The 25713-nt window shown below is 58.7% G+C and carries 17 protein-coding genes and 4 pseudogenes; 15 read left to right on the top strand and 6 right to left on the bottom strand.

The window, feature by feature from the left end; translation table 11 throughout:
- Positions 1-8 precede the first annotated feature (8 nt).
- Positions 9-1661 carry a GspE/PulE family protein gene (locus tag EI171_RS10275; RefSeq protein ID WP_161533261.1) on the bottom strand — a complete coding sequence of 551 codons (1653 nt, stop codon included), beginning with the start codon at positions 1659-1661 and terminating at the stop codon, positions 9-11.
- A 1499-nt stretch (positions 1662-3160) separates the two neighbouring features.
- Here EI171_RS10275 and gspD point away from each other — a divergent pair.
- The 3 genes and pseudogenes from gspD (at position 3161) to EI171_RS10260 (ending at position 7956) form a co-directional block, all read left to right on the top strand.
- Positions 3161-5284, top strand: coding sequence for a type II secretion system secretin GspD (gspD, locus tag EI171_RS10270; RefSeq protein ID WP_371740499.1), 2124 nt, complete (start codon positions 3161-3163; stop codon positions 5282-5284).
- Entirely contained in the window at positions 5256-5906 is a 651-nt protein-coding gene (locus EI171_RS10265; protein WP_161533259.1) for a tetratricopeptide repeat protein, read from the top strand. Before gspD ends, EI171_RS10265 begins: the two co-directional genes overlap by 29 nt.
- Positions 5907-6623: 717 nt before the next feature.
- A pseudogene (locus EI171_RS10260) lies at positions 6624-7956 on the top strand (MFS transporter).
- Here EI171_RS10260 and EI171_RS44640 read toward each other — a convergent pair.
- Both EI171_RS44640 and EI171_RS10255 read right to left on the bottom strand, forming a co-directional pair.
- Positions 7923-8084, bottom strand: coding sequence for a hypothetical protein (locus EI171_RS44640; RefSeq protein ID WP_202633242.1), 162 nt, complete (start codon positions 8082-8084; stop codon positions 7923-7925). The pseudogene EI171_RS10260 and the gene EI171_RS44640 overlap by 34 nt on opposite strands.
- Positions 8085-8873: 789 nt before the next feature.
- Positions 8874-10463 carry a S10 family peptidase gene (locus tag EI171_RS10255; protein WP_371740498.1) on the bottom strand — a complete coding sequence of 530 codons (1590 nt, stop codon included), beginning with the start codon at positions 10461-10463 and terminating at the stop codon, positions 8874-8876.
- A 114-nt stretch (positions 10464-10577) separates the two neighbouring features.
- Here EI171_RS10255 and EI171_RS10250 point away from each other — a divergent pair.
- Positions 10578-10727: pseudogene (locus EI171_RS10250) on the top strand (hypothetical protein); the annotation flags it as partial.
- Between the two features lie 526 nt (positions 10728-11253).
- Here the strand turns inward: EI171_RS10250 and EI171_RS10245 are convergent.
- A complete protein-coding gene (locus EI171_RS10245) occupies positions 11254-11544 on the bottom strand; it encodes a hypothetical protein (RefSeq protein ID WP_161533258.1) in 291 nt (96 codons plus the stop codon).
- A gap of 213 nt (positions 11545-11757) precedes the next feature.
- Here EI171_RS10245 and EI171_RS10240 point away from each other — a divergent pair, with 213 nt between their 5' ends.
- The 6 genes from EI171_RS10240 to EI171_RS10215 all read left to right on the top strand — a co-directional run bounded on the left by EI171_RS10240 (position 11758) and on the right by EI171_RS10215 (position 18723).
- Positions 11758-11934: a hypothetical protein gene (locus tag EI171_RS10240; RefSeq protein ID WP_161533257.1), complete on the top strand. Its 177-nt coding sequence runs from the start codon at positions 11758-11760 to the stop codon at positions 11932-11934.
- Positions 11935-12689: 755 nt separating this feature from the next.
- Positions 12690-13076: a hypothetical protein gene (locus EI171_RS10235; RefSeq protein ID WP_246740483.1), complete on the top strand. Its 387-nt coding sequence runs from the start codon at positions 12690-12692 to the stop codon at positions 13074-13076.
- 457 nt (positions 13077-13533) lie between these two features.
- Positions 13534-14160, top strand: a complete 627-nt coding sequence (locus EI171_RS10230) for a hypothetical protein (protein ID WP_161533256.1) — start codon at positions 13534-13536, stop codon at positions 14158-14160.
- A gap of 680 nt (positions 14161-14840) precedes the next feature.
- Positions 14841-15911 carry a cytochrome-c peroxidase gene (locus EI171_RS10225; RefSeq protein ID WP_246740482.1) on the top strand — a complete coding sequence of 357 codons (1071 nt, stop codon included), beginning with the start codon at positions 14841-14843 and terminating at the stop codon, positions 15909-15911.
- A 985-nt stretch (positions 15912-16896) separates the two neighbouring features.
- The gene (gene modC, locus EI171_RS10220) at positions 16897-18021 is read left to right on the top strand and encodes a molybdenum ABC transporter ATP-binding protein (RefSeq protein ID WP_161533255.1); all 1125 of its coding nucleotides are present in this window, start codon (positions 16897-16899) and stop codon (positions 18019-18021) included.
- Positions 18022-18144: 123 nt separating this feature from the next.
- The gene (locus EI171_RS10215) at positions 18145-18723 is read left to right on the top strand and encodes a DUF2478 domain-containing protein (RefSeq protein WP_371740531.1); all 579 of its coding nucleotides are present in this window, start codon (positions 18145-18147) and stop codon (positions 18721-18723) included.
- Here EI171_RS10215 and EI171_RS45255 read toward each other — a convergent pair.
- Entirely contained in the window at positions 18620-19078 is a 459-nt protein-coding gene (locus tag EI171_RS45255) for a hypothetical protein (protein WP_210253969.1), read from the bottom strand. The genes EI171_RS10215 and EI171_RS45255 overlap by 104 nt on opposite strands.
- A gap of 11 nt (positions 19079-19089) precedes the next feature.
- On the opposite strand from EI171_RS45255, the pseudogene EI171_RS10210 reads away from it, so the two are divergent.
- From EI171_RS10210 to EI171_RS10195, 4 genes and pseudogenes are all read left to right on the top strand, one after another.
- A pseudogene (locus EI171_RS10210) lies at positions 19090-19683 on the top strand (transposase); the annotation flags it as partial.
- A 105-nt stretch (positions 19684-19788) separates the two neighbouring features.
- Positions 19789-21546 carry an IS21 family transposase gene (gene istA, locus EI171_RS10205; protein WP_161532270.1) on the top strand — a complete coding sequence of 586 codons (1758 nt, stop codon included), beginning with the start codon at positions 19789-19791 and terminating at the stop codon, positions 21544-21546.
- A gap of 4 nt (positions 21547-21550) precedes the next feature.
- On the top strand, positions 21551-22318 hold the full coding sequence (gene istB, locus EI171_RS10200) for an IS21-like element IS1631 family helper ATPase IstB (protein ID WP_038952109.1): 768 nt from the start codon (positions 21551-21553) through the stop codon (positions 22316-22318).
- Between the two features lie 69 nt (positions 22319-22387).
- A pseudogene (locus EI171_RS10195) lies at positions 22388-23152 on the top strand (transposase); the annotation flags it as partial.
- Between the two features lie 291 nt (positions 23153-23443).
- Here the strand turns inward: EI171_RS10195 and EI171_RS10190 are convergent.
- Positions 23444-24217, bottom strand: a complete 774-nt coding sequence (locus tag EI171_RS10190; protein ID WP_161533254.1) for an IS5 family transposase — start codon at positions 24215-24217, stop codon at positions 23444-23446.
- A 936-nt stretch (positions 24218-25153) separates the two neighbouring features.
- On the opposite strand from EI171_RS10190, the gene EI171_RS10185 reads away from it, so the two are divergent.
- A complete protein-coding gene (locus EI171_RS10185) occupies positions 25154-25708 on the top strand; it encodes a peroxiredoxin (protein ID WP_097669268.1) in 555 nt (184 codons plus the stop codon).
- Positions 25709-25713 lie beyond the last annotated feature (5 nt).

Below are 25713 nucleotides of genomic sequence, written 5' to 3'. Positions count from 1 at the left end.
ATCCTGATTCAGCGTGCAGCAACAACACGAAGAATTTCAACCGGCGCTGTGATTGCAGCTCGGCATTTAGCAATCCCATCGTCCAGCATCGTCGTCATCCCCCCGCCGATCGCCGCCTGATCGATTGCCAGCCCATCGGCATTATCGGCGATCAGCTCACGCAAACCGCTGCTGAGTTCGAGGAGTTCAAATACTCCGATCCGACCGCGATAACCGCTGTGGCTGCAGCGTGCGCAGCCCCGCGGCTGCCACATGATTTCCCCTGCAGATAGTCCGAGGCGGCTCACTCTTGTGTCCTGGCTCTGTTCATCCTCGCCGAACGGTACCGGCGCCTTGCAGTGCTCGCAGAGTTGTCGCACCAGCCGCTGTGCGATAACGCCACGCAAAGTCGATCGCAAAAGATAGCCTTCCACACCGAGATCAAGCAGTCGCGGCACGGCCGCCACGGCCGTTTCGGCGTGCAGCGTCGTGAGCACAAGATGTCCCGTGAGCGCGGCATGGACGGCAACATTCGCCGTTTCCGGATCCCGGACTTCACCGACCATGATCACGTCGGGATCCTGACGAACAAAGGAGCGGAGTGCACTCGCGAAAGTAAGCCCGATGGCAGGCTTGATTTGCGACTGATTGATTCCGGGGATGTCGTATTCCACGGGGTCCTCGACCGTCAGGATTTTCCGTTCTGGCACATTAAGCATGGACATTATGGTTGCGAGAGTTGTCGTTTTGCCGCTGCCAGTCGGCCCTGTGACCACGATCATGCCGTGCGGAGCCGTGATCAGCCTGCGCAGAACAGCCTCATCGCGCTCGGAAAGGCCAAGACGGTCTACTGCAAGCTGGGAGCGGTCCTTCGGCAGAAGACGCAGAACCGCGGACTCGCCATACTGCGTCGGCATGATAGCGACCCGCACGTCGATCTCGCGGCCGACCCGAATTCGCGCAGCTCCATCTTGCGGCAGACGTCGCTCCGCGATGTTCAATCCAGCAATGATCTTGATGCGAGAGATGACTGCCTGGGGCAGCACACCCGCTGGCGGCTGAATGGCACGAAGCAGCCCATCGATTCGCAGCCGAACCGTAAGGCCCATTGAGAACGGCTCGACATGAATGTCACTAGCGCGCATCTCGAGGGCTTTTTCGATCAGATCATTGACCGCGCGCACGACGGGCGCGCCGCTTGCCAGGTCGCGCAGACTTTCGATGTCGTCGTCGCGCAGCTGCTGAACGGCGGACTGCCCCCTCTCTTCAGCAGCCCCGAGCTTCTGATCGAGAAGGATAGTAATGTCCTCTATCGAAGCTACCTTAAATGAGGTCGGCACCCCGAATACCAGCTCCGCGGCTCTACGCGAGGGCTGGTCGGTGGGATCCGCCATGGCAAAGACAGGTGTGCCGTCCGAAAGGCGGTGAGGAAACGCGACCACTTCGCGAAGAAAGGCTGGCGAAAACTGATCGATTGCAGGAGCGGCCGCCATCATTTCCTGCAGCGTAATACGCTCGAGACCAGAAAAGCGGGCGGCTTCGTCGGCAAATGACTCTGCCGATAAGTCAAACATCTCCCAAGTTCTCGTCGGCCGATCACCGGTTTGAGCGTCGCCCTCCAGGTGTGCCGAACACATCCGCCGGAGATGCTCGATGAATTGCATTGACGACGTGCCGCACATAACATGATCCGCTCGCGCCCTGGGTCGGCATAGGACCCGAGGCGACTCGTCAAACATCTCTGGCAAGTCACATGCCAAATTGTGAGAGACGCCGACATCGGCTCGCAGTGTTGTTTAGGCAGATCGTCCGCCGGGGAGCCGCGCGCTTCGTCGGCTCGAATGCGCTAGTGTTCGACTCCGAACAAGAAGGGGAACGAAGCCTACAATCCGCGAGCTCCGTCGCGAGCGCGACATATCAGATAGGCGCCATGTCGCCCCTGCAGATTGGTACAGTCCTTGCTGAAGACTTAAAGCTGGAGCGAGCCTGAGACTCTGACCGATTGGGCAATTTGACTTAGGCCGCTCCGCCGAAAGCGACAGAGGGGAGAATGACCCAGAGCACGAGACGAAAGATTGATGCGGCTGATGGGGCTGCAGAGACATGCGATGGAGGGCAATCTGACGCAGCGCTATTAGCTGCATCCGGGGCAACGAACCCAGCAACTTCTGGAGCCGGTGGCCCGCACATTCAAGAGCCGCAGCGGCGAGTACGGCGCAGCAATCATGGAAAGCCGCTGGTCGCAGGCACTGCCAGTTGCTCCGTCTTGTCCGCTCAAGCGCCTATGGGCCGCCACCCGCCGCTAACCAGGCGACGATCCGGCGCTGATGCGGCGGATCGATGAACGTTCACGAGTTACCACGATTACACCAGCACGACGTCCGTGGCGCTGGCGCTGAGCCTAGAACGATCCCGGTGACCCCGGCCGGCGAGTGAGGCGCGTGGTCAAACCAGCTCAAACATGAAACGCTATCCGCACGAGGACCGTCGTTTGGAGAGACGTTGAGTTTCACCAACCCGCCGGTCGCGAGCGCCAACGACACTCTTCCTATAGCGGCACTTGGATATGTGGGCCTGGGGCGCTTGGCCACTCAAACGGTACGAGATAATGACTGCGACGAACTACACCGCAAACTGGGCACTCGCCGCAACGTTGAGCTCTTCTTGCCATTGCGCCTCTTCAGGGTCGCGATCCGGCTCTTCAGTAACGTCGATGTGGGCGGGGCGACTTCAAGCGCATCAAATACTGCAACGGGCAAACAAGTCATCCATTCCACCTCACTTCGAAGAAGACGCGGGCGGGCAACCGATAAAAGGATGAGTCAGCTGGACATAAGCGATCGAACGCGTGCTCCGACAAGATAACCTTGGTGGCGAGATTACCCATCCTCCGCGGAATGGGCTTCAGCTTCAAACGATTGGCTATCGACATGGAAGTGGTTAATCGCGGCGCATCGGCGCACCCACGTTGCTGGCTTTCGTGCGCGGGACAGTAAATCTGCCGCGGAGCTCCAAGCCACATCCATCACTAGCCTAAGTGGATCGCAATCCAGTGAGTCTTCCAGTAAGTCGAAGTCAGTGCGGTGGAGTCGCGCGCAACGTACTGCTTGTCGCGGCAATGCTTCTGTTCGCTTCATGTAGCATCGTCACGAACGGCGCACCCACGACAGCACCCGCTGATTTGGACGTCCTCGACAAGGTCCGATCGCTCGACATCCTTCCGCGCAGCGAACAGCCGATCGCGTCTTTCCAAGCGTCGCCTAACTCAGACGGTGTGGCAAGCAGCACCTACTCGGGTTTAGAGGTCTTCGAAGCCACGGAGGTGCGGCGGCAGCAGACCCCAAATGGTCCCGGCTACGATCTGAACTTCGAGAACGCGCCTGTCGCCACCGTGCTAAAGGTGATGCTCGGGGACACTCTCGGTCTCGGCTATACCATCGATCCACGCGAGCAGGCCACAGTCAGCCTGGTGTCCGCGCGACCGGTGCCCAGATCTGACATCGTTTTCGTGCTCGAGAGCGCGCTGCGACTTTCCGGCCTTGCGCTGGTACGCGATACGGGCGGATACAAAGTCACTCCCCTCGGCAATGCCACTGGAGCAGGCCACGTCGATGCCGATGCTCGTCGTTCCGAAGCCGGCTATGGTGTGTCAGTGGTACCCCTGCAATATGTTGCAGCGAAAACCATCCTCAAGTTGATGGACAGCTTTGCAACCCGCGCCGGAAGCGTACGTGCGGACCCCACGCGAAACCTGCTTCTGATCCAAGGGACCGGACCCGAGCGGCGAACGGCCGTCGAAACTGCCCTGAGCTTTGATGTCGACTGGATGAAAGGCCAATCGGTAGGCATTTATCCCATTCACAATTCCGCGCCAGAGCCTCTGATCGCAGAGCTCGAGAGTATCCTGGATTCCGGCGACAACGGGCTCAGTCATGACCTTGTGAAGCTTCAAGTCGTCTCCAGGTTGAACGCCATCATGGTCGTAACGCGCAAGCCGCCGTTGCTCCAGACCGTAGCGACTTGGATCCATCGGCTCGATCGGGCAGACTCAGCTCAAACCGGCGTTCGTGTCTATCGTGTCCGCTATAGTGACGCCCGCTACTTGGCCAAGGTGCTGAACCAGATGTTCGTCGGCAGCGCCTCGACGTCGATCGACATCGGCGATAAGGAGGTCGCTCGCACGACTTCGGCTGCCGAACGGCTGTCTGCGGATACATCCGCGCCGTCCCCCAGCCTGTCCACCCCCGCGTCGGGCGGCAACGGCGTAAGTAGCACCTTCCCATCAGGCTTGAATTCGTCGAACGGAACGGATGCCAGCGGTGGACTTGACACACCAACCGGTGGTCGACCGCCGGTCATGCCCAACGTACGGATCACCCCTGATATCGTGAGTAACTCTGTCTTGATCTATGCCAGTCGCGAAAACTATCGGATTATCAGTTCCACCTTAAAGCAGCTCGATCAACCCGTGCTGCAGGTCGGCATCGAGGCGACGATCGCGGAGGTAAAGCTCACCAACGAGTTGAGTTACGGGGTCCAGAGCTATCTGACCAGCAAGCAGCTTGGATTGAAGACCGACCAGGGTTCTATTCTTAACTCGACCAGCGGTGCGGTGAGTAAGGCAGCGAACGCGCTGCTAAATCGCGCAGTTCCGGGATTCAACTTCCTGATCGGATCGGAGTCACAGCCGGCCATTATTCTCGATGCGCTACACGGGGTGACCAGCGTCAATGTGTTGTCCAATCCTTCACTCGTCGTCACCAACAACCAGCCCGCAACCCTTCAGGTCGGCGATGTCGTTCCGGTCCAGACTAGCAAAACGAGTTATCCATCGCAAAACGGCACCGTGGTTAATACTATCGACTACCGCAACACCGGCATTATTCTTCGCGTTGTGCCGCGTATCACCACAAGTGGACACGTCAGTCTCGAGATCGAACAGGAGATCAGCCAGGTATCCTCGGCCGGTTCATCCGAGCTTACGCCGACCGTGTCCCAGCGCAGGGTGAAGAGCGCGGTCTCTGTGACAAACGGCCAAACCGTGGTGCTGGCCGGACTGATCAGTGAAGACCACAAGGGAAATCGCAGCGGCATTCCGCTACTTGACGAGATTCCCGGTCTTGGCGATGTGTTTTCACACCAGCGCAAAACGGGGCAGAGGACGGAGTTGATCATCTTCATCCGACCCCAGATCATCCAGACCGGCAGCGATGCGCATCAGCTGGCAGAGGAGCTACGTTCGAAGCTTCGCGGTGCAGTCGGCGCGAGCATTACAGATGACCTGCGTGTCCGCAATGTCCGCTGATCATTCTCATATCCCGCTGTTGGCTCGACGCGACATCATCCGGTTTGTGCTGGCGCAAATGATGGCTCTGCTTGTCGCGTTGGCGCCAGCACGCGCAGACGCCATTGCATCGGCAAGGAGCGCCTACGCACATGGGGACTATCAGAAGGCGGTCCGGCAGCTCACCCCACTTGCTTTACGCGGCGACGCGCAAGCACAGGCGACGCTTGGTTTCATGTACGAAAACGGCTTCGGCGCACCAAAAGCCTACAATGCTGCAGTCGGCCTATATATTCAGGCCGCAAATGCCGGAATTCCATTTGCCCAGGCGATGCTCGGCCTGATGTATGACAAAGGCCATGGTGTTCGGCGGGATGTCGTTCTCGCCTACAAATGGATGAATATTGCGGCAGCTCAGGCCCGCAGCGCTCAAAGGAATTATTTTCTCCGCTTGCGCAACGCGATTGCTTCCAAAATGTCGATGAATCAGATCGCACAGGGGCAGGCATGCGCGCTGGCGTGGACACCAAATCCATGGTCAGGCCGGACGCGCAGCTCCCCCTCGCAGTTCTCGAAGGGCGAAGCGGCGCGGCGGGTTATTCGTTCAAGAGGCGCTCGCGGTGGTACAACCGGGACGCCTTAGCTGACCCAACAGCGAAGGCGTCGCGCTCTCCAGCCGTAAAGGTCTTCTGCGGCGATGGGGGTGATTGCCGGTTTCGTGCGGATGCCGTGCCACGGTCCCAGCCAATGCTACCAAGCATAGCTCAGAAAGTGTCATTCGTGGCGCATCGGTCCAAACGCTGGTCGCCGGCCCTGAGACGGCCTCGAAATGCTCGAGCCGCGTCGTCGGAATCATGGAACTGCTCCGGAACCATTGCTGGAGCAGAGACGCCAGCCGGTGACGCAGCGGGAGAGGAAGTCACGGCTTTTATCGAACGTGATGCCAAGTAAAAGACCTCGATGGCGCCTAAACGAGAGCCGCGCAGCCCCACTGGAGTTCGGAGCTGCCGGATCGCGGCGGCCCTTCGGTGTGAAGAACAGGCACTGCCTGTTCCGTGCCCGCCAGTGTTGTCGCAAACGCGCCATTGCATGGGAGCACAACGACGGAGCCACCCGACAAATTGCAGCGCGTTCCTTTATTCATCCCTGCTGACGATTGCCGCGATCCGTTCAAGGTTTGAATGGGGCTGCAGCAGACAGGCATTTTTATTGCACTCAACGCCCTGAGCTCGACATGTGGAGCGCCGGGGCGCGTGGCCGGCCACCTCAAGCTAGACGACATGTAGAGAACGTGGAATGCGTGCGCGACTTAGCTGGTTGAAATGTTCGGGCCAGCGATCGCGATCGAGACGGATCGAGGATGGCCAGGCAATTTACTGGGAAGAAGCTGGAGCCGGTCCTCCTTGCGGCAGACGAACGCTTGACCGGCCGCGGCGTGTTGGGCGCAACCATCGGCAATATTCTCGAATTCTACGACTTCGGGACCTATAGCTTTTTCGCGATCCAGATCGGTCAGGCGTTCTTCCCGGCGGGCGACCCGTTCGCCAGCCTCATGCTATCACTCGCGACGTTTGGCGCGGGTTTTGTGACCAGGCCGATCGGGGCCATCGTGCTCGGCTCGTACTCGGATCGGGTCGGCCGCCGGCCCGCGATGACCGCCAGCTTTGCAATGATGAGCGCCGCGATTCTTGTGTTGGCGGTTACACCCTCGCACGAGACGATAGGAGTTGCCGCTCCGTTGCTGGTCATTTTCGCACGTTTGGTGCAGGGCTTCGCGCTGGGCGGTGAGGTTGGCCCGACGACCGCCTATTTGATGGAAGCGGCCCCGCCTGAAAGGCGCGGTCTTGCTGTCTCGTTTCAGCCTGCCAGCCAACAGATCGCTGCAACTGCCGGAGCGTTGATTGGAGAAATACTCTCTCTCACCATGACAAGCGAGGCACTCAATGCGTACGGATGGCGGATCGCGCTCTTGCTCGGCGCCGCTACGCTGCCGTTCGGGCTTTGGCTGCGAAGCACCCTACCCGAAACGTTGCACCGCCCCGAAGTCCCGGCTCCCGTTGTCCAGCCTGCAAAGAGATCGCCTGCCGCTCGCCGCATCATGAGCTTGGGATTCATCATCTTGGCTAGCTGCACGATTATCACCTACATCACGGGATATATGACCACCTATGCGCTGAACACCCTGCAGGTTTCTGCGCCACTCGCCTTTGCGACCACCCCTCATCAGCAATACGGTAGGAATTGCTGCCGCACTGCTGGGCGGATGGCTCGCGGATCGGGCCGGACGCCGGCACATCATGATATGGCCGCAGATCACCGCGTTTCTGATGACCTATCCAGTTTTCTTGTGGATCGCAGAAACCCGCAGTGCCCTTGCACTTCTCGGAGGCCTCGGCGCGCTCACCCTCATCGGAACGATTCCCTATAGCGCCTTCTATGTGAGTATGGCCGAGGGTTTGCCCAAGAACATTCGCGGTGGCGCGTTCGCGACGATTTACGCTTTTGCGATAGCGATCTTTGGAGGCACCGCTCAACCAGTCGTCGCCTGGCTCACCCAAGTTACCGGGAACGCGCTGGCGCCCGCCTGGTACATGCTTGTCGCTAGCGCGGCGGGGCTCTGTGCCATGCTTATGATGCCCGAGACCGCACCGCTCAAAATTCAGAGCGCTGTAAATAAGCAAAGCCCGCCATAGGGCTGGACAATGTGATCACGGGTCCCCTTCCGGCGGATATCGCGCGCCGCCTCACGCGGTGCGGCAAGAATGTAGGTCGCCGCCTTCGATGCAAACGGTCGCGCGGCCGTCGAGAGCACCGACAGCATGGATGGCTCCGAGAACGCCCAAGTAGCGCAGGCGTGCGGTGCTCGAAGGTCCTGCTAACCTTGGGTACGAGGTCTCCAAGGGAATGGCGCCTCCTGGGTCCAGAACGGCCACATCATCCTGCGTAACGCGGCCAATCCTGGCTATGGAGTAGAGCTCCTGGGCGGATCGAGATCGAATCTCCTCAGGTGGGAGCTGTGGGAATCGGCAGCTCGGCCGAAGTTCGCGATGAGAACCGTGACCGCGACATGGAAGCGATCTGGTGCGGCGAGTTCGATGGAGGGCATTGTCGCTAAAGCCGGCGGGAACGTTGCTATGGATTTTGCAAGGCCGGCCGGCGAATTTCCCTCTGAAGATCGTCTTTGATCTGGGTGTAAGCCACGACGCGGCGGATGCCGAAAGGTCATATCGAGCACGACTACTCAACCGCCACAATTAAGTATTTTCAAGAAACCCAGCGACCAGCCTAAAGAGAAAAGTAATCTCGCAGATGCTGGCAAAGATCACACTGCCCAAAGTATCTCTTTTTGCGCGGTCGAGAGCTTCTGTGGCGGCTCCTTAATAGCCGCCCCTGGTAAAGGTGACTCTTCTATTCGCCGCATACAAATTCAGGATTTGGTCTATCAATCTGAACGATGGCTTCGATGACGTTCTGTCGGCACCTGATTGAAGCGAGTTGGACGAAGGCGTCTGATCGATCGGAGCGGCGCTAGGATTTCATCTGCACTCCTTGAGAAATTATAAATGCTTGTGCGAACGCCAGCTTGCTTGTGATCAGCTCGTCGTCGGCGTTACTTCATCATCGCTTCAATTTCTGCACGAAAAGCTTGGCGCGAGGCATCTCGTGAATAGAACATGTGGCCGCCCGGAAAGACGACAAGTTTGACGCGCGGTTTAGAGGCAAATGGCGGCAATTGATCGAGCACGATCTGTGATCCGAAATACGGCGTGACGAGGTCAAAAAAGCCGTGCGCGACTAGCAATTTCATCTTCCGGTCCGCTGCCAGGATCTGGCGCAACTCCAAAAGTGACTCCGGCGGGCTGGGTCCGAAGTTCCAAGCCTGACCGACCGTGCCGTTGACCAGCTCATAGGAGCCGTCCGGCCGCCAGTTAAGCTTACGCGTAATGAGATCGACGGTGGCGCTGGTCAAAGGCGCCAACAGCGTATCGCTCGAGGGATCGCTGGAAAGGTGGAAATCGGACTCTGGATATGGATCAAGGCCACGCACCGAGGCGTCATAATTGCCGATTAACTTGCCGTTCTTACGGTCGAACTCGCGGCGGAACTCGGCGAGTTTGAAGCGGCCCGCAAGCCTACGACTGACCGCTTGGTCGATGCCGGTCAGCGCTGCGGCCTTGTCGGCCAGACGCGTGGTCGCTTCCTTGTCCGCCTGGCCTTTAAGGAGATCGACCAGAAACTCGCCGCGTGCATAAGCTTCCACGTCGGCGAGACCGGCTCGGTTTACCGGACCTGCGGCTTCACGCAGGGTCGCGACATAGCTTGGCAGCCTTGCGACGTATTGCAGCAGGCTCGTGCGGGCAAACTGGCTGTAGTCGAACAGTGGCGAGACCATGATCAGGCCGTTGATGCCTATGCCCTGTCGCATCTGCAACTGGTGGACCACCTTTGGCCCGCGAATGCCGCCATAGCTTTCACCCGCAATGTACTTCGGCGACAATAGCCGGTCATGCTTTTCGAGCCAGCGGCGGACCACCAGCGCTAGCGCGTTGACGTCGCCCTCAACGGAATAGAGCAGCTTGCGCGCATCCTCGCCGGTCCCCACGAACCGGCTATAGCCGGTGCCTACGGGGTCGAGAAACACCAGATCGGTAAAATCCAGCCAAGTTTCCGCGTTTGGCCTCACCGCCGGAAGCGTTGATGGCGTGACCTCGTCAGCATTGATCGGCAGCCGCCAGGGTCCAGCATTGCCGAGCTGCAACCAGGCCGATGATGAGCCCGGTCCACCGTTGAAGAAGAATGTTACCGGCCGCGTGCCGCGATCGGTGCCGTCAAGCTGATAGGAGGTATAGACGATGTCGGCCTGCGGCTCGCCCTTGCCGTCGAACAGGCGGATAGAGCCGGCGGTCGCGACGAAAGAAAGCGTCCGCCCAGGGAGCTCAAGCGTGTGCTTGGTGCTGGAGTCCGGCGGCAAGCGATGCTGCTCGGCTGCCGGCGGCATACTCGACGGTTGGCCGGCGCCACCCTTCTGGCCGACCGGCGTCATGACTTGGCAGGCGGCGGCGCATCTGCGGCCCGTGCGCTTCCCATTACCCCGCAGGCAAACAGGATCAGCGCAAGAGAGGTGCGGCACGGTGCGGCCAACTGCATCGAGTTTCTCCTGTCCCGGCGCGCGCTTTGATGCGCGAGGCGTGTCTGTCAAAAGGGCCTCAATCACTAGCTCATGCCGGGGAACAACAAACCTACTGGATTTAGTAGTAGTCACTATCGCCGGGTGCCCTATCACTCACGGCGTTAAACCCGCCAGTCCAAACCGTCAGCTTCAGCAAATGCTGCCTACGGAGGGCACAATATTATCGAGGGCCGCTTTTGCTGGCTCAAGGATTTCCATAGCGTTGCAACTCGCTACGACAAATTTGCGAGAAACTTCTTGGCATCCGTGTACCTCGCCGCCATTGTCACCTAGTGGACCAATTAAGTCTGAACCTAGTTAGTTCGGCTTTGCCAAGAACGAGTGGATCGCGTCAGCACCTTGTCACAGCGCTAGGATTGCCGTGCCCATGTCTGCATTCGCAGCAGCCGCGATCTTCCATGCGATCGCCGCGGTCATGCCCAAACTCTCGTACCACCAGGCGCCTCAGTCGGCGTATTTACCATCTGGGCAACCGTTTGCTCGCCGACCTGGGGCGCCTGCCAATCCAGCGCTAGGTCGTGCCAGACGTAGTCGGGGTCGAACGCGCCCAAAATATTGATCCTCCAGGATCGTGTTAGAACTGGAAAGTTCATTGCAACGCGCATGACATCTCCCCCAGTCATGCTCCACGAGATCAATCGGTTGCGCCACCTTCCCGAGTTCGCCCACACGCCAATTGAGATAAGCATCAACCGAACAATCGAATCTGGGTGGGGAAGCTGCCCGAAATCCGGGTGGTGAGAAACGAACAATATTTCGGTCGCTTTGCGGGAGGAGATCGTCCCAGATCGCCTCGGTTTTAAGATTTCGTGAACGAGAACGATTGGCGTAGCCCCACGCTCTCGCGGATGCTTTCCTCGAAACTCGGCAGAAATCCAAATTGAAACTCAACCACCGCCTTTTGCTGGAACACCGAATGGTCCACGTTGCGCAGTTGCTTGTCGCGCGTAACCACCACTGTTGAGAATTCAACGATGTCGCTGGCGCGATCGATTTCGCGTCGCGCCCTCGTGAGGCTAGTTTGAAAGAACATAAGACCTTCCGGGCTTTCACCGCAGCGCTCTGTGCGGCCATCAGCGCTGCCGGTCATCGCCTCTGGCTGGATATGGACCGTCTATTCCGTTCGAGTATTTGCTTGCGAGCGCGGGCTATTCACCCAGCGCGCTTTCGCTGGACGGCTAAAACCGCGATTGTCAGCCATATTCTGCTGCCTGCATCATACCATCATCCAGGCGAGCTCGCGACTTCAACTGGTCAGTGTACTTGACAATGGCTGGCCCGGCGCCCGGTGCCGACGATTGAAATGGCTTTCCTGGCCATCGCCCGCAAGCGAGAAAACTGGCAATCAGCAGGCCGTCCGCCTCTATCTCCATTTGCGATGCGCCGTCAAAGCCTGCCAAGCGGGCCTTTATCTTTCACGCATCAGCAAGCCGACAACCTGTCGCAGCGTGAGATTCAAGCTATTAAATCGGTCCTCTGAACCCGACTGTGGCACAGCGGATGTCGATAGCAATGATTGTCTGCGGAATGCTCATTTGGCGCGACACTGCGTCAAGCCGACATTTTGTCTCGGATAACCAAGATCCAACCCCGGTTGCGTGCGTTTCTTTGATTGAGTCGCGTGTGCCGGGGGATCGCAGTCAGGCTGGCTCGCCTTCCTCAAACGTCGTCCCCTTGGCTTTCCCATGTTGTTGATGAGGTCCAGCTCGCCCATAAATTATTTATCTGGTATGCGATTGCGAATGCCCGGTAGCAGCGCGGGACTGACCACCATCACAGAGGAGACGATCGCAATGAACCCGCCATCGCTTTACACCGCTTCGGCCGCTAGAGATCGAAATCGCCATGTTCCGAGTCGCGAGCGGCTGGCCTAAGTCAGGTCGCGCCCAGCGCCCGAACAGGCAACAAAGCCGTCAAACGCTTGCATATCCCGCTGCCATCGACCGTGGGGACATGCGTTGTGCGTTACCAGCTCCTGCTTGAGCCGTCTGCGTGTCGGACATGGATTTAACTGCTCTCCGGTTTTCCTTTGTGTTCGCGCACCAATCACTCCTGTGGAGCGCAGGAATTGTGCAAGGCACACGATCGCAGCGCCGTGAAAACGCGAGGATCTGCCGCGATTTCTCGTCACAGGCGCGGTGTAGGGTGATATTGATTGATAAGAGTTGCATACATCGAACTGCTCGCCGCCTCCGCAGAAGAACGGGCGGAAGGTCGCAAGTCCTCGGATCAACTATGGGGCAGGAATGCGGAGCCAAGGAATGGCCGCTCGATGACGATCGCCAGCTTGAATACTCCAGGGACGAAGTGAACTACACTGTGATGACTTCAATTGATGATACGTTAAGTGAGATTAGATGGCTGCGGACCGAAATCTGGCGCTGCCGTCGATTACTTAAAACGGGCTTGTCTGGCGCGGAGCGCAAGGCCGTTGAGAAGCGTCTGCTTGAACAGCTTTCTGCCTTTGAACGGCTCTTGTCGACGGCGTTTCCTTTGACCTTGAGCTCTAAAGTGTATTCGGCCAAGAGCACCACGATCGGGCAAAGCGACTCCCCTGAGGCGCCCATCGAGAACGCCGCAATGGCATCAAGCGGTTCCTTCGGGAAGTCGATCGGCGGCTAACAAAAGAGGTTTCCTAGCTCAATTTGTACTGTATCTTGAGCCCGGCAGTCGAGACCAAGCTAATCCCAAGCTGAGAACACTTAGGAAGACCGTGATGGAACAAACCTCCAACGCAAACATTCCGGCAATCTTTTGCCAGTCATAGCCGATTTAGCCACCTGCCCAAAAATACTTGCTCGCCGACCACAACGCCATAGATTAGAGGGCGGTACGGATTCCTGCAGATGCCCGGCCATAACCACCACAGTTGACGCAGATTGTCGTTCGGACCAGTTACAGCGAACCGATGGCAACCTCACGACGGCCTCAAAGTCGCCGAATGGCTGCAGCGCTGAATAAAGCGCAACTGCTGTAGTACGAAATCGAAGTTCAGGGCGCATTACGACCTTGTAACACGCGTGGGCGCACTATCGATCGCTGAACGAGGCCAATCGATTCACGGAGCTAAGTCCCCCAGATGGATGAACTACGGCTCGGCGGGCTGATGCCTCCAGCCCGATCGCCTTTCGGCCACCAAGCTGGCCAAAATCCGGCGCCCGTCGGTCTGAACACCTCACTGTCGCTCGATTTCTGCAACTGCCGCTCGGACGCCTCACTCTCGATGAAGGACGACCGGAAGCCTGTTGAGTCGTCGTCTCGGTCCGCCGTTGCGCTCCGCCGCGGTTGGCATCATGCGGCGGCATTCGCCGCGCAAGTTTTTGAAATTGTCCCTAAGACAAAATATGGCCACGTCCATATCGCTACGCCTTGTAAAGCGGTCACAGAAGCGGATCATGTCTGGTCTGCACGACATCAAGACTTCCTCGGCCCGCCGATCTCGCGCGCGGGCGTGGTCTGTGCACCACGTCGCTGCGATCGCGATTGCCGCGAGGGCGGCTGCACAGCGATACGCATTGCTAGTCCAGCCCATTCGTCGGTCTTGATTCATCAAACCTCTCTTAAGCCGCATATCCTTCACTATTGCTATTTGCCCCGCGAGGGTGATCTGTTTACCGGATTGGGCCGCCTCAGCAGCCACTGTCTCGCTGTTGAACGCAAAGATTACGGCCCCCGTATCATCGTCGCGCCACGCGCAACACGTTGATTGCGAAGACCGAGATACAACAGACATCGGCCGATTAGCGCCTGTGTGGCGATGCTGACTAGGCTGACTCCCAATATCGCGTTCTGTTTCGCAATGCCTACAACCTGACGTTACGGTCGATTCAAGCGCTTTGAGCGTCCGGTAAGTCAGGAATACGTTCTAAGACGGACATACCCACATTGGGAGCAGTAGGACGAACTCTGACAACTGCACCCTGACCGGCTGCCCCGGGTACGAACGTCCCCGACGTTGGTCGATGACGCTTAGCCTAGTGTTGGGGTTGAAGGCGCAAAGGGCACGCATTGATAAGATCAGCGACAGAGTCAAAGAGTTTTCGGTACGATGGGTTTCCGAGAAGCACAAAGGTTGGACCGACAGGCCAGGACACCGCGACTGGATGGCGATTGTCGCAACTGTCACCTTACAGTCGATTCCACAGCTTCAAGCCGCCTGCTGCTATTCACGGTGGGCAATTGCTTGAAACCCGCTCGGCGGCTTCAACCTTGAACCCGCTGGCACGCCGCTTGCTGCTAACATCGACAGCGCGTCGGCCCGGATGCAGCCTAGCCGGAACCCGGAGACATCATTCGTCGATGACTGCCGCAGGTCTTTCTGCGGACGCACGCGGCGGGCGCGCTACATTCGCGATTCAATGATCTAAGACAAAAGCGAGACTTCACATGAGGACATCAACGGGACGCGGGCTTTCCATGGCCGGCACGTTAAGTGTTTTGGCCGCAACCATTTCAATTTCGCCAGCAGCAGGCGCCAACGAGGATTTGATGAGCGCCGCCAAGCGGATTTTCAAGCCGATTCCCTCAGTCGTTCCAGCGGTGAAGGACAATCCTATTACCCATGAAAAGGTCACACTTGGCAAATCCTTGTTTTTCGATCCAAGGCTATCGGCGAGCGAGGTTATTAGCTGCAACACGTGTCATAACCTTGGGACGGGCGGGGTAGATGCCGGCCCGACGTCGATTGGTCATCGCTGGCAGCTGGGTTCGCGTCGTGCGCCAACGGTCTATAACGCGGTCTTCAACGTAGCGCAGTTCTGGGATGGACGCGCGGCGGATCTCAAGGCGCAGGCCGCAGGCCCTGTCCAGGCCAGCGTCGAAATGAATGCGACGCCCGATCACGTGCTCAGCACATTGAATTCAATGACCGATTATGTCGTTATGTTCAGTAAGGCCTTTCCCAATGATGCCGCGCCCGTTACGTTTGAAAATTTCACCAAGGCCATCGAGGCTTTCGAAGCGACATTGATTACTCCCGCCGCCCCCTTCGATCAGTACCTCGAGGGCGATGGACATGCTCTCAGTGATCAGCAGAAAGCCGGGCTAAAGCTATTCATCGAAAAGGGATGCTCCTCTTGCCACAACGGAATCAATGTCGGTGGACAGGATTACTTCCCGTTCGGCGTCGTTGAAAAGCCAGCCGAAAGCCTGCTTCCGAGGGAGGACAAGGGTCGTTTTGCCGTCACCAAGAATCTTAGTGATGAGTATGTTTTCCGCTCGGCGCCATTGCGCAATGTCGCATTGCGCCCCCCCTACTTCCATACTGGTCAGGTCTGGAGTCTTAAGCAAGCGGTTGGCATGATGAGTGAAGTTCAGCTTGGCGCAAAGCTCAGCGATGAAGAAATTGACAAGATTGTCGCCTTTCTGAATTCGCTCACCGGGCAGATGCCAAAGATCGATTACCCGATACTGCCCACGCGCACCACTGCAACCCCAAAGCCCTCCTTAGACAAATAGACCTTCGCGATAGCGATACGCCACGTCGTGACTAGCGAGAAAGATAGCCTGCCGCAACGAAATCGGGCGATGCCGCGGTCCATGCTGCAGCATTGGATGGCATGGACTTGTGCATCATTGACGAGTTTTACGGCCGCATATTCGCCAAAGCACAATCTCCAAGGCGAAGGGCGATGGTATCATCCTCGGATTCCATCTCGCAGCTCATGCATGTGCTGTAGGTGACGCGAGCGTCCAAATCCCTACAATGAGATGCGGCGATTTACGACGCCGGTAACTTGGGACGCGCCTAGTCGTCGGGCGCGTCCCCTAGCCGCAGCGCAATACGCGCTGGTGGAGACCGATACAAAGCCTCTGCTTGCCATTAGCCGCACAGATATTCCTTGAAACGGCACGCGGATTGCTGCGTAAGGATCAACCAGTTGCCGCGAAGGAAGCTGTCGCGGCGGAGCCGGAGCTTCAATGAGGCTTATCCGATTTATCCTGATCGATCTGGCTTTGATGCTGCTCGCACCCGAGAATGCAGAGGCCATAACTATGGCGACAAGCGCAAACTTCAAATCGGCTTCCAAAGCTGCGGGATCCTTGATGCGGATTTCCGGCCCCGAGCCAGTATTCAGCTCTGGTGTGAGCCGACATCTTTACCGCAACACCTCTCAAGCCACGCCATTTGAACATTCAGCAGAACCCCTCGGCCCGGCCAAGCAGGCTGAGAACCTCGCGCTGCTGAAAAGGCGCTTTGCGTCTCATTGGCAGGCGCACCGGGCAGCGTTTGATTGCCACGATCCTCGTGGCGCGAAGATGCTCAACAAGCCTCCGGTCTTAACACCGATCTGCAGTTCGCCGTCCCACCCTATGCCCTCACGCGAGCAGAGACGCCGTGCTGGAGCGGAACGGACTGAATTGTCGGAGACATGGCCATCATCTCCATTGCAGCGATTGTGCTCGTGACTTGGATGGGAAGATACAGCACAGGCGCAGGTTCATGCGAGAAGCAAAACCGGGCTATATTGAGGTTGCCTTCAACGGCTCTCTCGCAAGCATTCCGCTAGATGCGCAATTCAGCCTACCAGCCAAAGGCGTCACAGCGATTTTTGGTCCGCCCGGGTGCGGCAAGACCACACTCGCGCGCTGCATCGCTGGCGTGCAGCGTCTGCCAAACGGATTCTGTGCGATCGATGGAGAGATTTGGCAGGATGAGACCACGTTTCGACCGTCTCATTTGCGTCGCGTCGCATATGTATTCCAGCTACCAGTTCTTTTTTCTCATCTGTCTGTACGGCGTAGCCTTCTATACAACGCGTCAAAATCGAAACCGACACTGATCGATTTTGATGGTGTGGTCGAATTGCTCGCCTTGGCGCCACTGCTCGAGCGTTCGCCATCACATCTTTCCGGGGCCGAGCGACAGCGACTTGCCCTTGGCAGCGCGCTGTTAGGCCAGCCTCGGCTACTTTTGCTGGACGATCCACTCATTGTGCGCGACCGCTCCGCTAAATGCGAGATCCTGCCATTTCTCGAGCGCATGCGGGAAAAGCTACCATTGCCGATGATCTACATCAGCCATGACATCGCTGATATCGAGCGTTTTGCCGATCATCTCGTTATGATGAAAGACGGCGTCGTGACTGCGGCAGGGCCGCTCAATCTCGTTCAGAGCAATCCGGCGCTTGCCAGGCGCGGCGAAGCGGCAGTCTGTCTTGATACAGTGGTCGGCGGCTATGACGGACGCTACGGGCTGATCATTCTCCGCCTCAAGGCTGCGCGCCTTCTGATACCTGGAGCGCCGCTTAGACCTGGCGTGCAGGTGCGGCTGCGCATCGCAGCCGGCGACGTCAGCATTGCCTGCCAGCCCGCGCGGGCAAGCTCTATCCTCAATGTATTTCCGGCACGCATCAAAGCCTCTCTGCCGTTCGACGAGGCTGAGGTCACCTTGGTTCTGGCTCTTGAAACTGGCCGTTCTGGCGTGCTGCTTTTGGCGCGCATCACGCGCCGCTCCTTTGATGCGCTACGGCTCAGCATTGGAGCGGACGTATTCGCGGAGGTCGCGCGCGCCCTTCCGCTCGCGACTGCCGAGCGGTTGCTTGCAACGCCTGCCGCATCCGCATGAGAACGTTCGACAGCTATGCCCCGATACGAGAAACACATCAACAGGATCCCGGCCGTGATCGATAATCTGGATGAGAGAGATCAGAATAGTGTGGGGGCAATTCTCTACCGTCCATAAGACGATATCGATAGGCTACTGGCCGATTTCGCTCAGGATATCGCGCAGCAAGGCGTACGCATCGGCGGCATTATGCAACGACACTCGAGGCGCGCAAATGGCACCCACGTCATGCTCGCAATCGACGTTGCGACGGGACAAGAGATCTCGATTTCCCAGCCACTCGGCAGCGGAGCTATGTCTTGTAACCTCGATACAAATGGGCTTGCTGAGGCCGCAGTTGTCGTTTCCCAGGCACTTCGCAACAAGACCGATCTCCTCGTGATCAGCAAATTCGCCAAACAAGAGGCAGCTGGCCGCGGCCTGCGCCTCGAATTAGTTGACGCGATCACCCGAGGCGTACCAGTCCTGACAGCCGTTCCAAAAAACTGCCTTGCCGACTGGCGAACCTTCACCGCGGGCGTTGGCACGCTGCTGCCTTGTGAATTCTTGGAGCAGTGGTGGTGCGATATCTCAACGCGCGTGGCGCGCAGCGGGGCCTTCAGCCCCAGCTGCGGTTATTTGGGGACGACGATACCGGACCGCTTAATAACGACAGTGAGACTGTCGAGCACGTGGAGTGTTTCCAATGCTCCACCCACATAGTCCTGCTATTGGCGCTTGCCATCTTCATAAATTCATCTTTATAGGCTGTCAGCAAATCAACATTGCCAGGCAGGTCTTTCAGAGTGACGCCTTTCGGCCGGAGGAACTCGCTGAACATCCGAAGAGCCGTCACGTAGTCCTCAATGGTCTCGGACTTGCGGCTCGCGCCAGCCAGTGCCGTCTTGAGCTCTTCAATCAGTTGTCCGTGAACAAGCCTCCAAGCACTTGATTGGGAGTCTGTTTTCCGGTTGCGACGGCATTTGAGATTGCAGGGGATTGAGGCTTCACAGCCCAAAACCCTGCAATTTCGATTTTGGATTTCCCTGCCGCTGCGAACCGTGATTCTGTGCTGCATCGGAGGCACCGATGCGACCAAAGAAGCACAGGACGACAGGCTCGAACGATCTGTTCCGGTCCCGGCTGGACCAGATCATCAACATGCGACACGAGCTGGTTCTGCTCGCCGGCAGGGTCGATTGGAACTGGATCGACGGCGAGATCGCGCCGCTCTACAGCGACAACGGCAGGCCGGGTATCGCGACCCGATTCATGATCGGATTGCTGCTGCTCAAGCACATCTACGGCCTGTCCGATGAGGGGGTGTGCGAGCGCTGGGTCCACGATCCGTACTTCCAGTTCTTCACAGGCGAAGAGTTTTTCCAGCACGTTTTCCCGCATGAGCGCTCAGACCTGAGCCACTGGCGCAAGCGGCTCGGCGACAAGCTGGAGCGGTTGTTGGCCGAGAGCCTTCGGGTGGCGCACGCGAGCGGTGCGTTGCGCAGCCAGGACCTCAAGCGGGTCACGGTCGACACGACCGTCCAACCGAAGGCCATCAGCTTTCCGACCGACGCCAAGCTGCTGCATGCAGCGATCCGCGGGTTGAACCGCCTGGCGAGGAAGCACGGGGTCAGGCTCCGGCAATCCTATATTCGCGTGGCCAAAAGCGCGGCAATGATGGCCCCGTGGGTCGGTCAAAATCCCCCGGGTATGGTCACTTGAAACTCCCCCACCTGATGATCGCCGTCAGCGCCGCTGAACAGCAGTAGCCGGTCAGGCAGGACGTTTATGTTCGACCCCTTTAGCCAGCAAGGGGCCGGGGAGTTGAACGTCTTGAAGCGACATCTGCAAAGCACGGTATTTACATTACTTGATCGCAACGCCAGCCAGCGCGAGATCCACAGGCTGACGGGGGTCGATCGCAAGACGATCCGGCGTTACCGGGCGCTGCGGGCTGGTGCGGAGGCAAATTCCCCCGGGGAAGTGACCACCGGCACGGTGAGCGCGGACGACCAAATTCCCCCACCCCGACCACCGGCTTTTGGGGTGTCGGAAGCGACAGCCGCCTGCAGCCTGGCCCGCTCGGCCTGCGAACCGCATCGGGCATGGATCGAAGAACAGGTCCGCCTGAAGCGGAATGCGCAGGCGATTTACCAGGACCTGGTCGATCGATTTGGCTTTCCGTCCAGCTATCAGAGCGTCAAGCGGTTTGTGCGCACGTTGCGACACAGCGATCCCGAGCAGTTTGATCGACTTGAGTTCCTGCCTGGCGAGGAGGCCCAGGTCGACTATGGCGAGGGCGCTCTGACGATTGATCCCAGGAGCGGCCGGTACCGCCGTCCCCGCCTGTTTGTGATGACGCTGCGCTACTCGCGGCGCAGCTTCCGGCGGGTGGTCTGGAAGTCCAGCCAACACGTCTGGGCGCAGCTCCACGAAGAGGCGTTCCGGTATTTTGGCGGGGTCCCCAGCTATGTCGTGCTCGACAATCTGAAGGAAGGCGTCCTCAAGCCGGATTTGTACGAGCCCGAGCTCAACCCGATTTACAGCGCGATGCTGGCTCATTACGCCGTGGTCGCCGATCCCGCGCGGGTGGCCGATCCCAATCGGAAAGGCTGCGTCGAGAGTGCGATTCAACATACCCAGGGCACCGCGCTGGCCGGACGGCGCTTCGAGACACTGGAAGCCCAGAACGAGTTCCTGAGGCACTGGGAGGAGAATTGGGCCTCCAAGCGCATCCACGGCAGCACGCGCCGTCAGGTCGAGGCGATGTTCCAGGAAGAGAAGCCGCACCTGCGGCCGCTGCCTGTCGCTCCCTTCCGCATCTTCACCGAAGTCGTCCGGACTGTCTGCGACGACACCACCGTACGCGTCGACAACAGCTATTACGCCGCGCGGCCCGCGCCGATCGGCAGTCAGGTCGTGGTGCGGATCTACGCCTCCACGATCGAGATCCGTGATCGCCACACCCGTGCGCTGCTGCGTGTTCATTCCCGGATGACGCACCCCGGTTCTGTTGTCCTGCCGACCAGCGAACGGCCGTTCAATCCGTCGCGGCAAACCGCCGTGCTGCTGGCGAGCGCCGAGCGCATCGGGCCGCAGACCAGGGCGCTATGCCAGCAAGTGTTCGACACCGAGGGGCGCCCCGGACAGCGCGCGATGTGGGGCATTGTCGGGCTGGGCCGGAAGTATCCGGCGCGGCTGGTCGAGCAGGCCTGCGCGCACGCCATCGACAACCGCATCTACCGCTACAAGCACGTGCGTGCGACCGTCGAGCGGTTGTTCGAACAGGCGATTGAGCAGGTTGGAGTGACGCCACAGCCGGCATCGCCGCTCACCCAGGATCATCCGCTGATCCGTACCCCCGCGGAATACGGCGACCTCTTCAGCCGCGCTGTGCGGCGCGACGCCGACGATAATGGTCGGCAGGCCGAGGCTCACGACGATCACGCCACGGCAATCCGCGCTCGTGTCGCCTGCGCAACCCCGGCCAGCTCCGGCGCCACGAGCGCTCCCGCTGCACCTTCTCACCTTAAACTGGAGACCTAGCCACATGATGACCATGCCGGAAATTGAGCGTTGCCTACGACAGCTGCGCCTGTCGGGTGTCCGCGACACGCTGCAGACGCGCGTGCTCCAGGCGCAGGGCGCCAACCAGCCCTTCCTCGAGACCTTCTCCCTTATCCTGCAGGATGAACTGGACCGTCGTCAGTCCCGTCTTATCGAGCGGCGATACCAGCAATCCGGGCTCGACGAAAAGCTGACGCTCGCCGAGTTCGACTGGTCCTTCAATCCCAAACTGCCACGTCAGACCTGCTTCCAGCTCCACACCCTGGCGTTCATTGCCGCTGGCGAGAACGCTCTGCTTGTCGGCAAACCTGGCACCGGGAAGTCGCACATCGCCAAGGCGATTGCCTATCAGGCGATCCTGCAAAGCCACAAGGTCCAGTATCTTGAGACCGACGACTTCTTCCACCGCTACGCCCTGAACTCTCCGGCACAACGCGAGGTCCGGCTGCGAACCATCATCGACTGCGATCTCCTCGTGCTGGACGATCTATTCCTCGCACGCGCCATCCCCGACGACGCCGGCACTTTGCTGCAGACCCTGATCCATCAGCGCTACAAACTGCGCCGCAGCGTCATCGTCACCTCCAATCGCGTCGTGCAGGATTGGGGGGCATACCTTGGGGACAACACTATGAGCACGACGATCCTCGATCGCCTTATGCATCATTGCCATCTGCTTGAGTTCGACGGACGCAGCTATCGGCTCAAAGAAGCCGCTGAAGCTCTTGCCCGGGAAACAAACTCAAACTAACAGTCCCTTGTCCTGCCTCGCGGGTGGAGGAATTTGACTGACCACACCCGGAGGAATTTGAAGTGACCCGCGGGGATGGCGGGCCGCTACGCTCATGCCAAACAATTCAACCGGCATCAGCGACAGCTGCGCCTTCTGCGCAGCCGGCTGGGCCGGATCATCCGCGACATTCGCCGCAAGACCGAGGGCCAGCCCGCACTGGAGGAGGCATTCGCCCTGCCGCTGAGCCGAGCCACCCAGATCCGCTCGCAGCAGCAGCGCCAGCGCGGCTTCAAGCTGTATTCCTTCCATGCTCCGGAGGTCGAGTGCATCGGCAAGGGCAAGGCCGCCGCGCCCTATGAGTTCGGCGTGAAGGCATCCATCGTCACCAACAACCAAAGAGCTCCCGGCGGCTTGTTCGTGCTCCACGCCTGCGCGCTGCCGGACAACCCCTACGACGGTCACACCCTTCGCGACGTCATCGAGCGCACCGAGAGCCTCACCGGCTGCCCGATCGAACGGGCCTATGTCGACAAGGGATATCGCGGCCACGACACACAAAATCCCCGCCGAGTCTTCATCTCGGGCCAGAAGCGCGGCGTCTTCGGCGTCATCAAGCGCGAGCTACGCCGCCGTTCCGCCATCGAGCCCATCATCGGACACATGAAGAACGAAGGTCACCTTGGCCGCTGCTATCTCAAAGGCCGCGCCGGAGATGCCGCTAACGTTCTCCTCTCGGCCGTTGGCCACAACCTCCGCCGTGTCCTGGCTTGGCTCAGAGACCTTTTGTCCCTCTTCCTGCTCTCACTCTGGCCAACGCTCAACTGTCCAGTTCAGCCCAATTCGGCTTATTAACGATCGACCAATCAGCTCCAGGTCTGCCTCGGAAGGGCGACTGCGCTTTGCAAAGTCGATGCGAAGCTCCGAATAGACCTCATCCGATTCCGGGCCGCCGGACCACTTTTCACGGTGGCTTCCTCCAAAGACTTTGCTTAGTCCTGATTTGACCCGGGAGAACAGACCGCGGAGCTTGTTGTCTTTCGTCCGGGCCGTAGGTTGTGCTTCCGACGGCGCTGCGTAGCGCATGCTGCTGAATGGCCTGCCCCGTAAGTCGGAGCGGTAATCATTTGCAGACTAGAACCTATCTCAAAATTGTCGAAACAGGATCAGCAGGCAAGCGAGCTGGACGAAGCCGAGGAAGTTTTGCGGATAGAATTCCCAGCGGACCAGCAGGCGCCGCCGCCACTGTATCCAGGCGAAGAAGCGTTCGACCAGCCAACGCCGAGTATAACGACGGAGCCTGCGACCGTCCTGGGTGAGCGACCTCACTCGGTTTGAACGATGTGGCGCGATCATCTCGATGCCTTGTGACCGCAGTTCATCGTCGAGCGCATCGCTGTCATAGGCGCGGTCGCCGATCAGGTTCTCTGGCTTGGCCTCGATCATGTAGAAGTCGAAGCAGAGCTGTACCAAGCGCACTTCGTGATGGTTCGCGGCATGCGTGCTCACTGAAAGCGGCAAACCGTGGCGATCCACAATCGCCATGATTTTTAAGCCCTTTCCGCGCCTCGTTGGGCCGATCTCTGCACCGCCGCCTTTGGCCATCGCAAAGGTCGCGTCGATGAAACACTCCTCTTCGTCGAGCAAGCCTTTCTCGCGAAGTTCGTTGGCGATATCGGTCAGAACGCGTCGCAACACTTCATTGCGACACCAGTTCTGAAAGCGACGATGTACGGTCTTATAGTTCGGATAGCACTGCGGCAGCATGTGCCACTGCGCGCCCGTGTTCAAAATCCAAAGAGCGGCTTCGAGAACTTGACGCGTCGCAATCGGCTTCCGGCCCGGCCGGCCGTCGGCAAGGTGCTCTTCCGGAAAGTGTTTCCGGATGCGCTCCCATTGCTCGTCCGTCAGCCGAATCATCTTTCCTTTATAGCCGATCGACGCTGATCTTCAATTTTGAGATAGGTTCTAGCCAAAATGAGGGCGCGAAACATCGACACTGTAGCGCGTGCTACTGAACGAGTCGTTCCGCACATTCAATCGAGGAGGCAACCGCATCGGTCCACCAACGTCGGTACGCTGGATATTTTCGTGCGACCGGGCACATCCGCTACAAACCGGGTCGCGCCTGCACAGCCACGTGCTCCAATGCACCCAAGATCTTGAGACGTTGAGGTATCTCCTTGTGATCATGAAGCTTCAGAGCGATCGCCGCATGTATGATCCAGACTGTACAACCTGACGCTACGTAAACTTCAAGCCCCCGTCGCCGCAGCGGCGAGCCTGGTTGGCTTTCATACGCGTTTCAGGATGCGGCAAATCCTCGCACCTTGGTGATCTACCGCCGCTCAAGCGCCTCAAGGCGCGAGACGCTGTCCCCCATGATCACTAAACACCGTATTTGGCAGCGGCGACGATTTGGGGCCTACTCAGCTCAATCTGATCGTCGCAGAGATACATCCGCTCTCGTTTGCGCCAGATTTCGCAAAACCACGCGGCTTCGTGAGGTTCAGTACTCCCGTTAAAGCCCGGCAGGCCGAGAGCCGTGACTCATTTGACACATCGATGTCTCGATGAAACATTTTGCTCTGAGGGACGCAGAACGGGCTTTGACCAGACGCTTGCAGCCGAACACCTCGGGCGGTCGCGCAAAGGTCGAGTGTTCTCATAAGGTTTTGTATGTGCTCCAGACGACCCTCAACTTAGTGTCGATCGAGGCCCCTAGCACGCGAGCATGCCTGTACCCAAGCCGCTGGGCTGGTTTCGTTGCGACAATTCCAATCCTGAGAACGGATGGCATATCGTTTGCTTCACCAGTGAGGTCGCGATCTACAAAAAGCAAATTGTGAGGACAGCATGCTCGGAATTGGCAGTCGGTTGCCGCCATTCGAAATCACAGGCGTGAAGCCCGGCTTTCAAGCGCAGGAAGAAGAAGGACAGAGTGCATTCGAGACGCTGACCGAAACGAGCTTTCCAGAAAAGTGGAAGATCATCTTCTTCTATCCCAAGGATTTTACCTTCGTCTGCCCGACAGAGATCGCTGAGTTTGCCCGGCTTTCCAAGGAATTCGCCGACCGCGACGCGGTTGTACTGGGTGGTTCGACTGACAACGAGTTCTGCAAGCTCGCCTGGCGGCGCTCACATGTCGACCTGCACAATCTACCAATCTGGCAGTTTGCCGACACAAAGGGAACGCTCGTCGATGGCCTTGGCGTGCGTTCACCCGAAGGGGTTGCCTATCGTTACACCTTTATTGTTGACCCCGAAAACACGATCCAGCACGTCTATGCGACCAATCTCAGTGTCGGGCGCAGTCCCAAGGACACGCTGCGCGTTCTGGACGCGCTTCAAACCGACGAGCTCTGTCCCTGCAACCGCGAAATCGGCGGCGAAACCCTGAAGTTTTCTTGAGGCAG

It is taken from the genome of Bradyrhizobium sp. LCT2 (assembly GCF_009931255.1).
Classification (GTDB): Bacteria; Pseudomonadota; Alphaproteobacteria; order Rhizobiales; family Xanthobacteraceae; genus Bradyrhizobium; species Bradyrhizobium diazoefficiens.
This window is presented reverse-complemented; position numbering and strand designations above follow the sequence as displayed.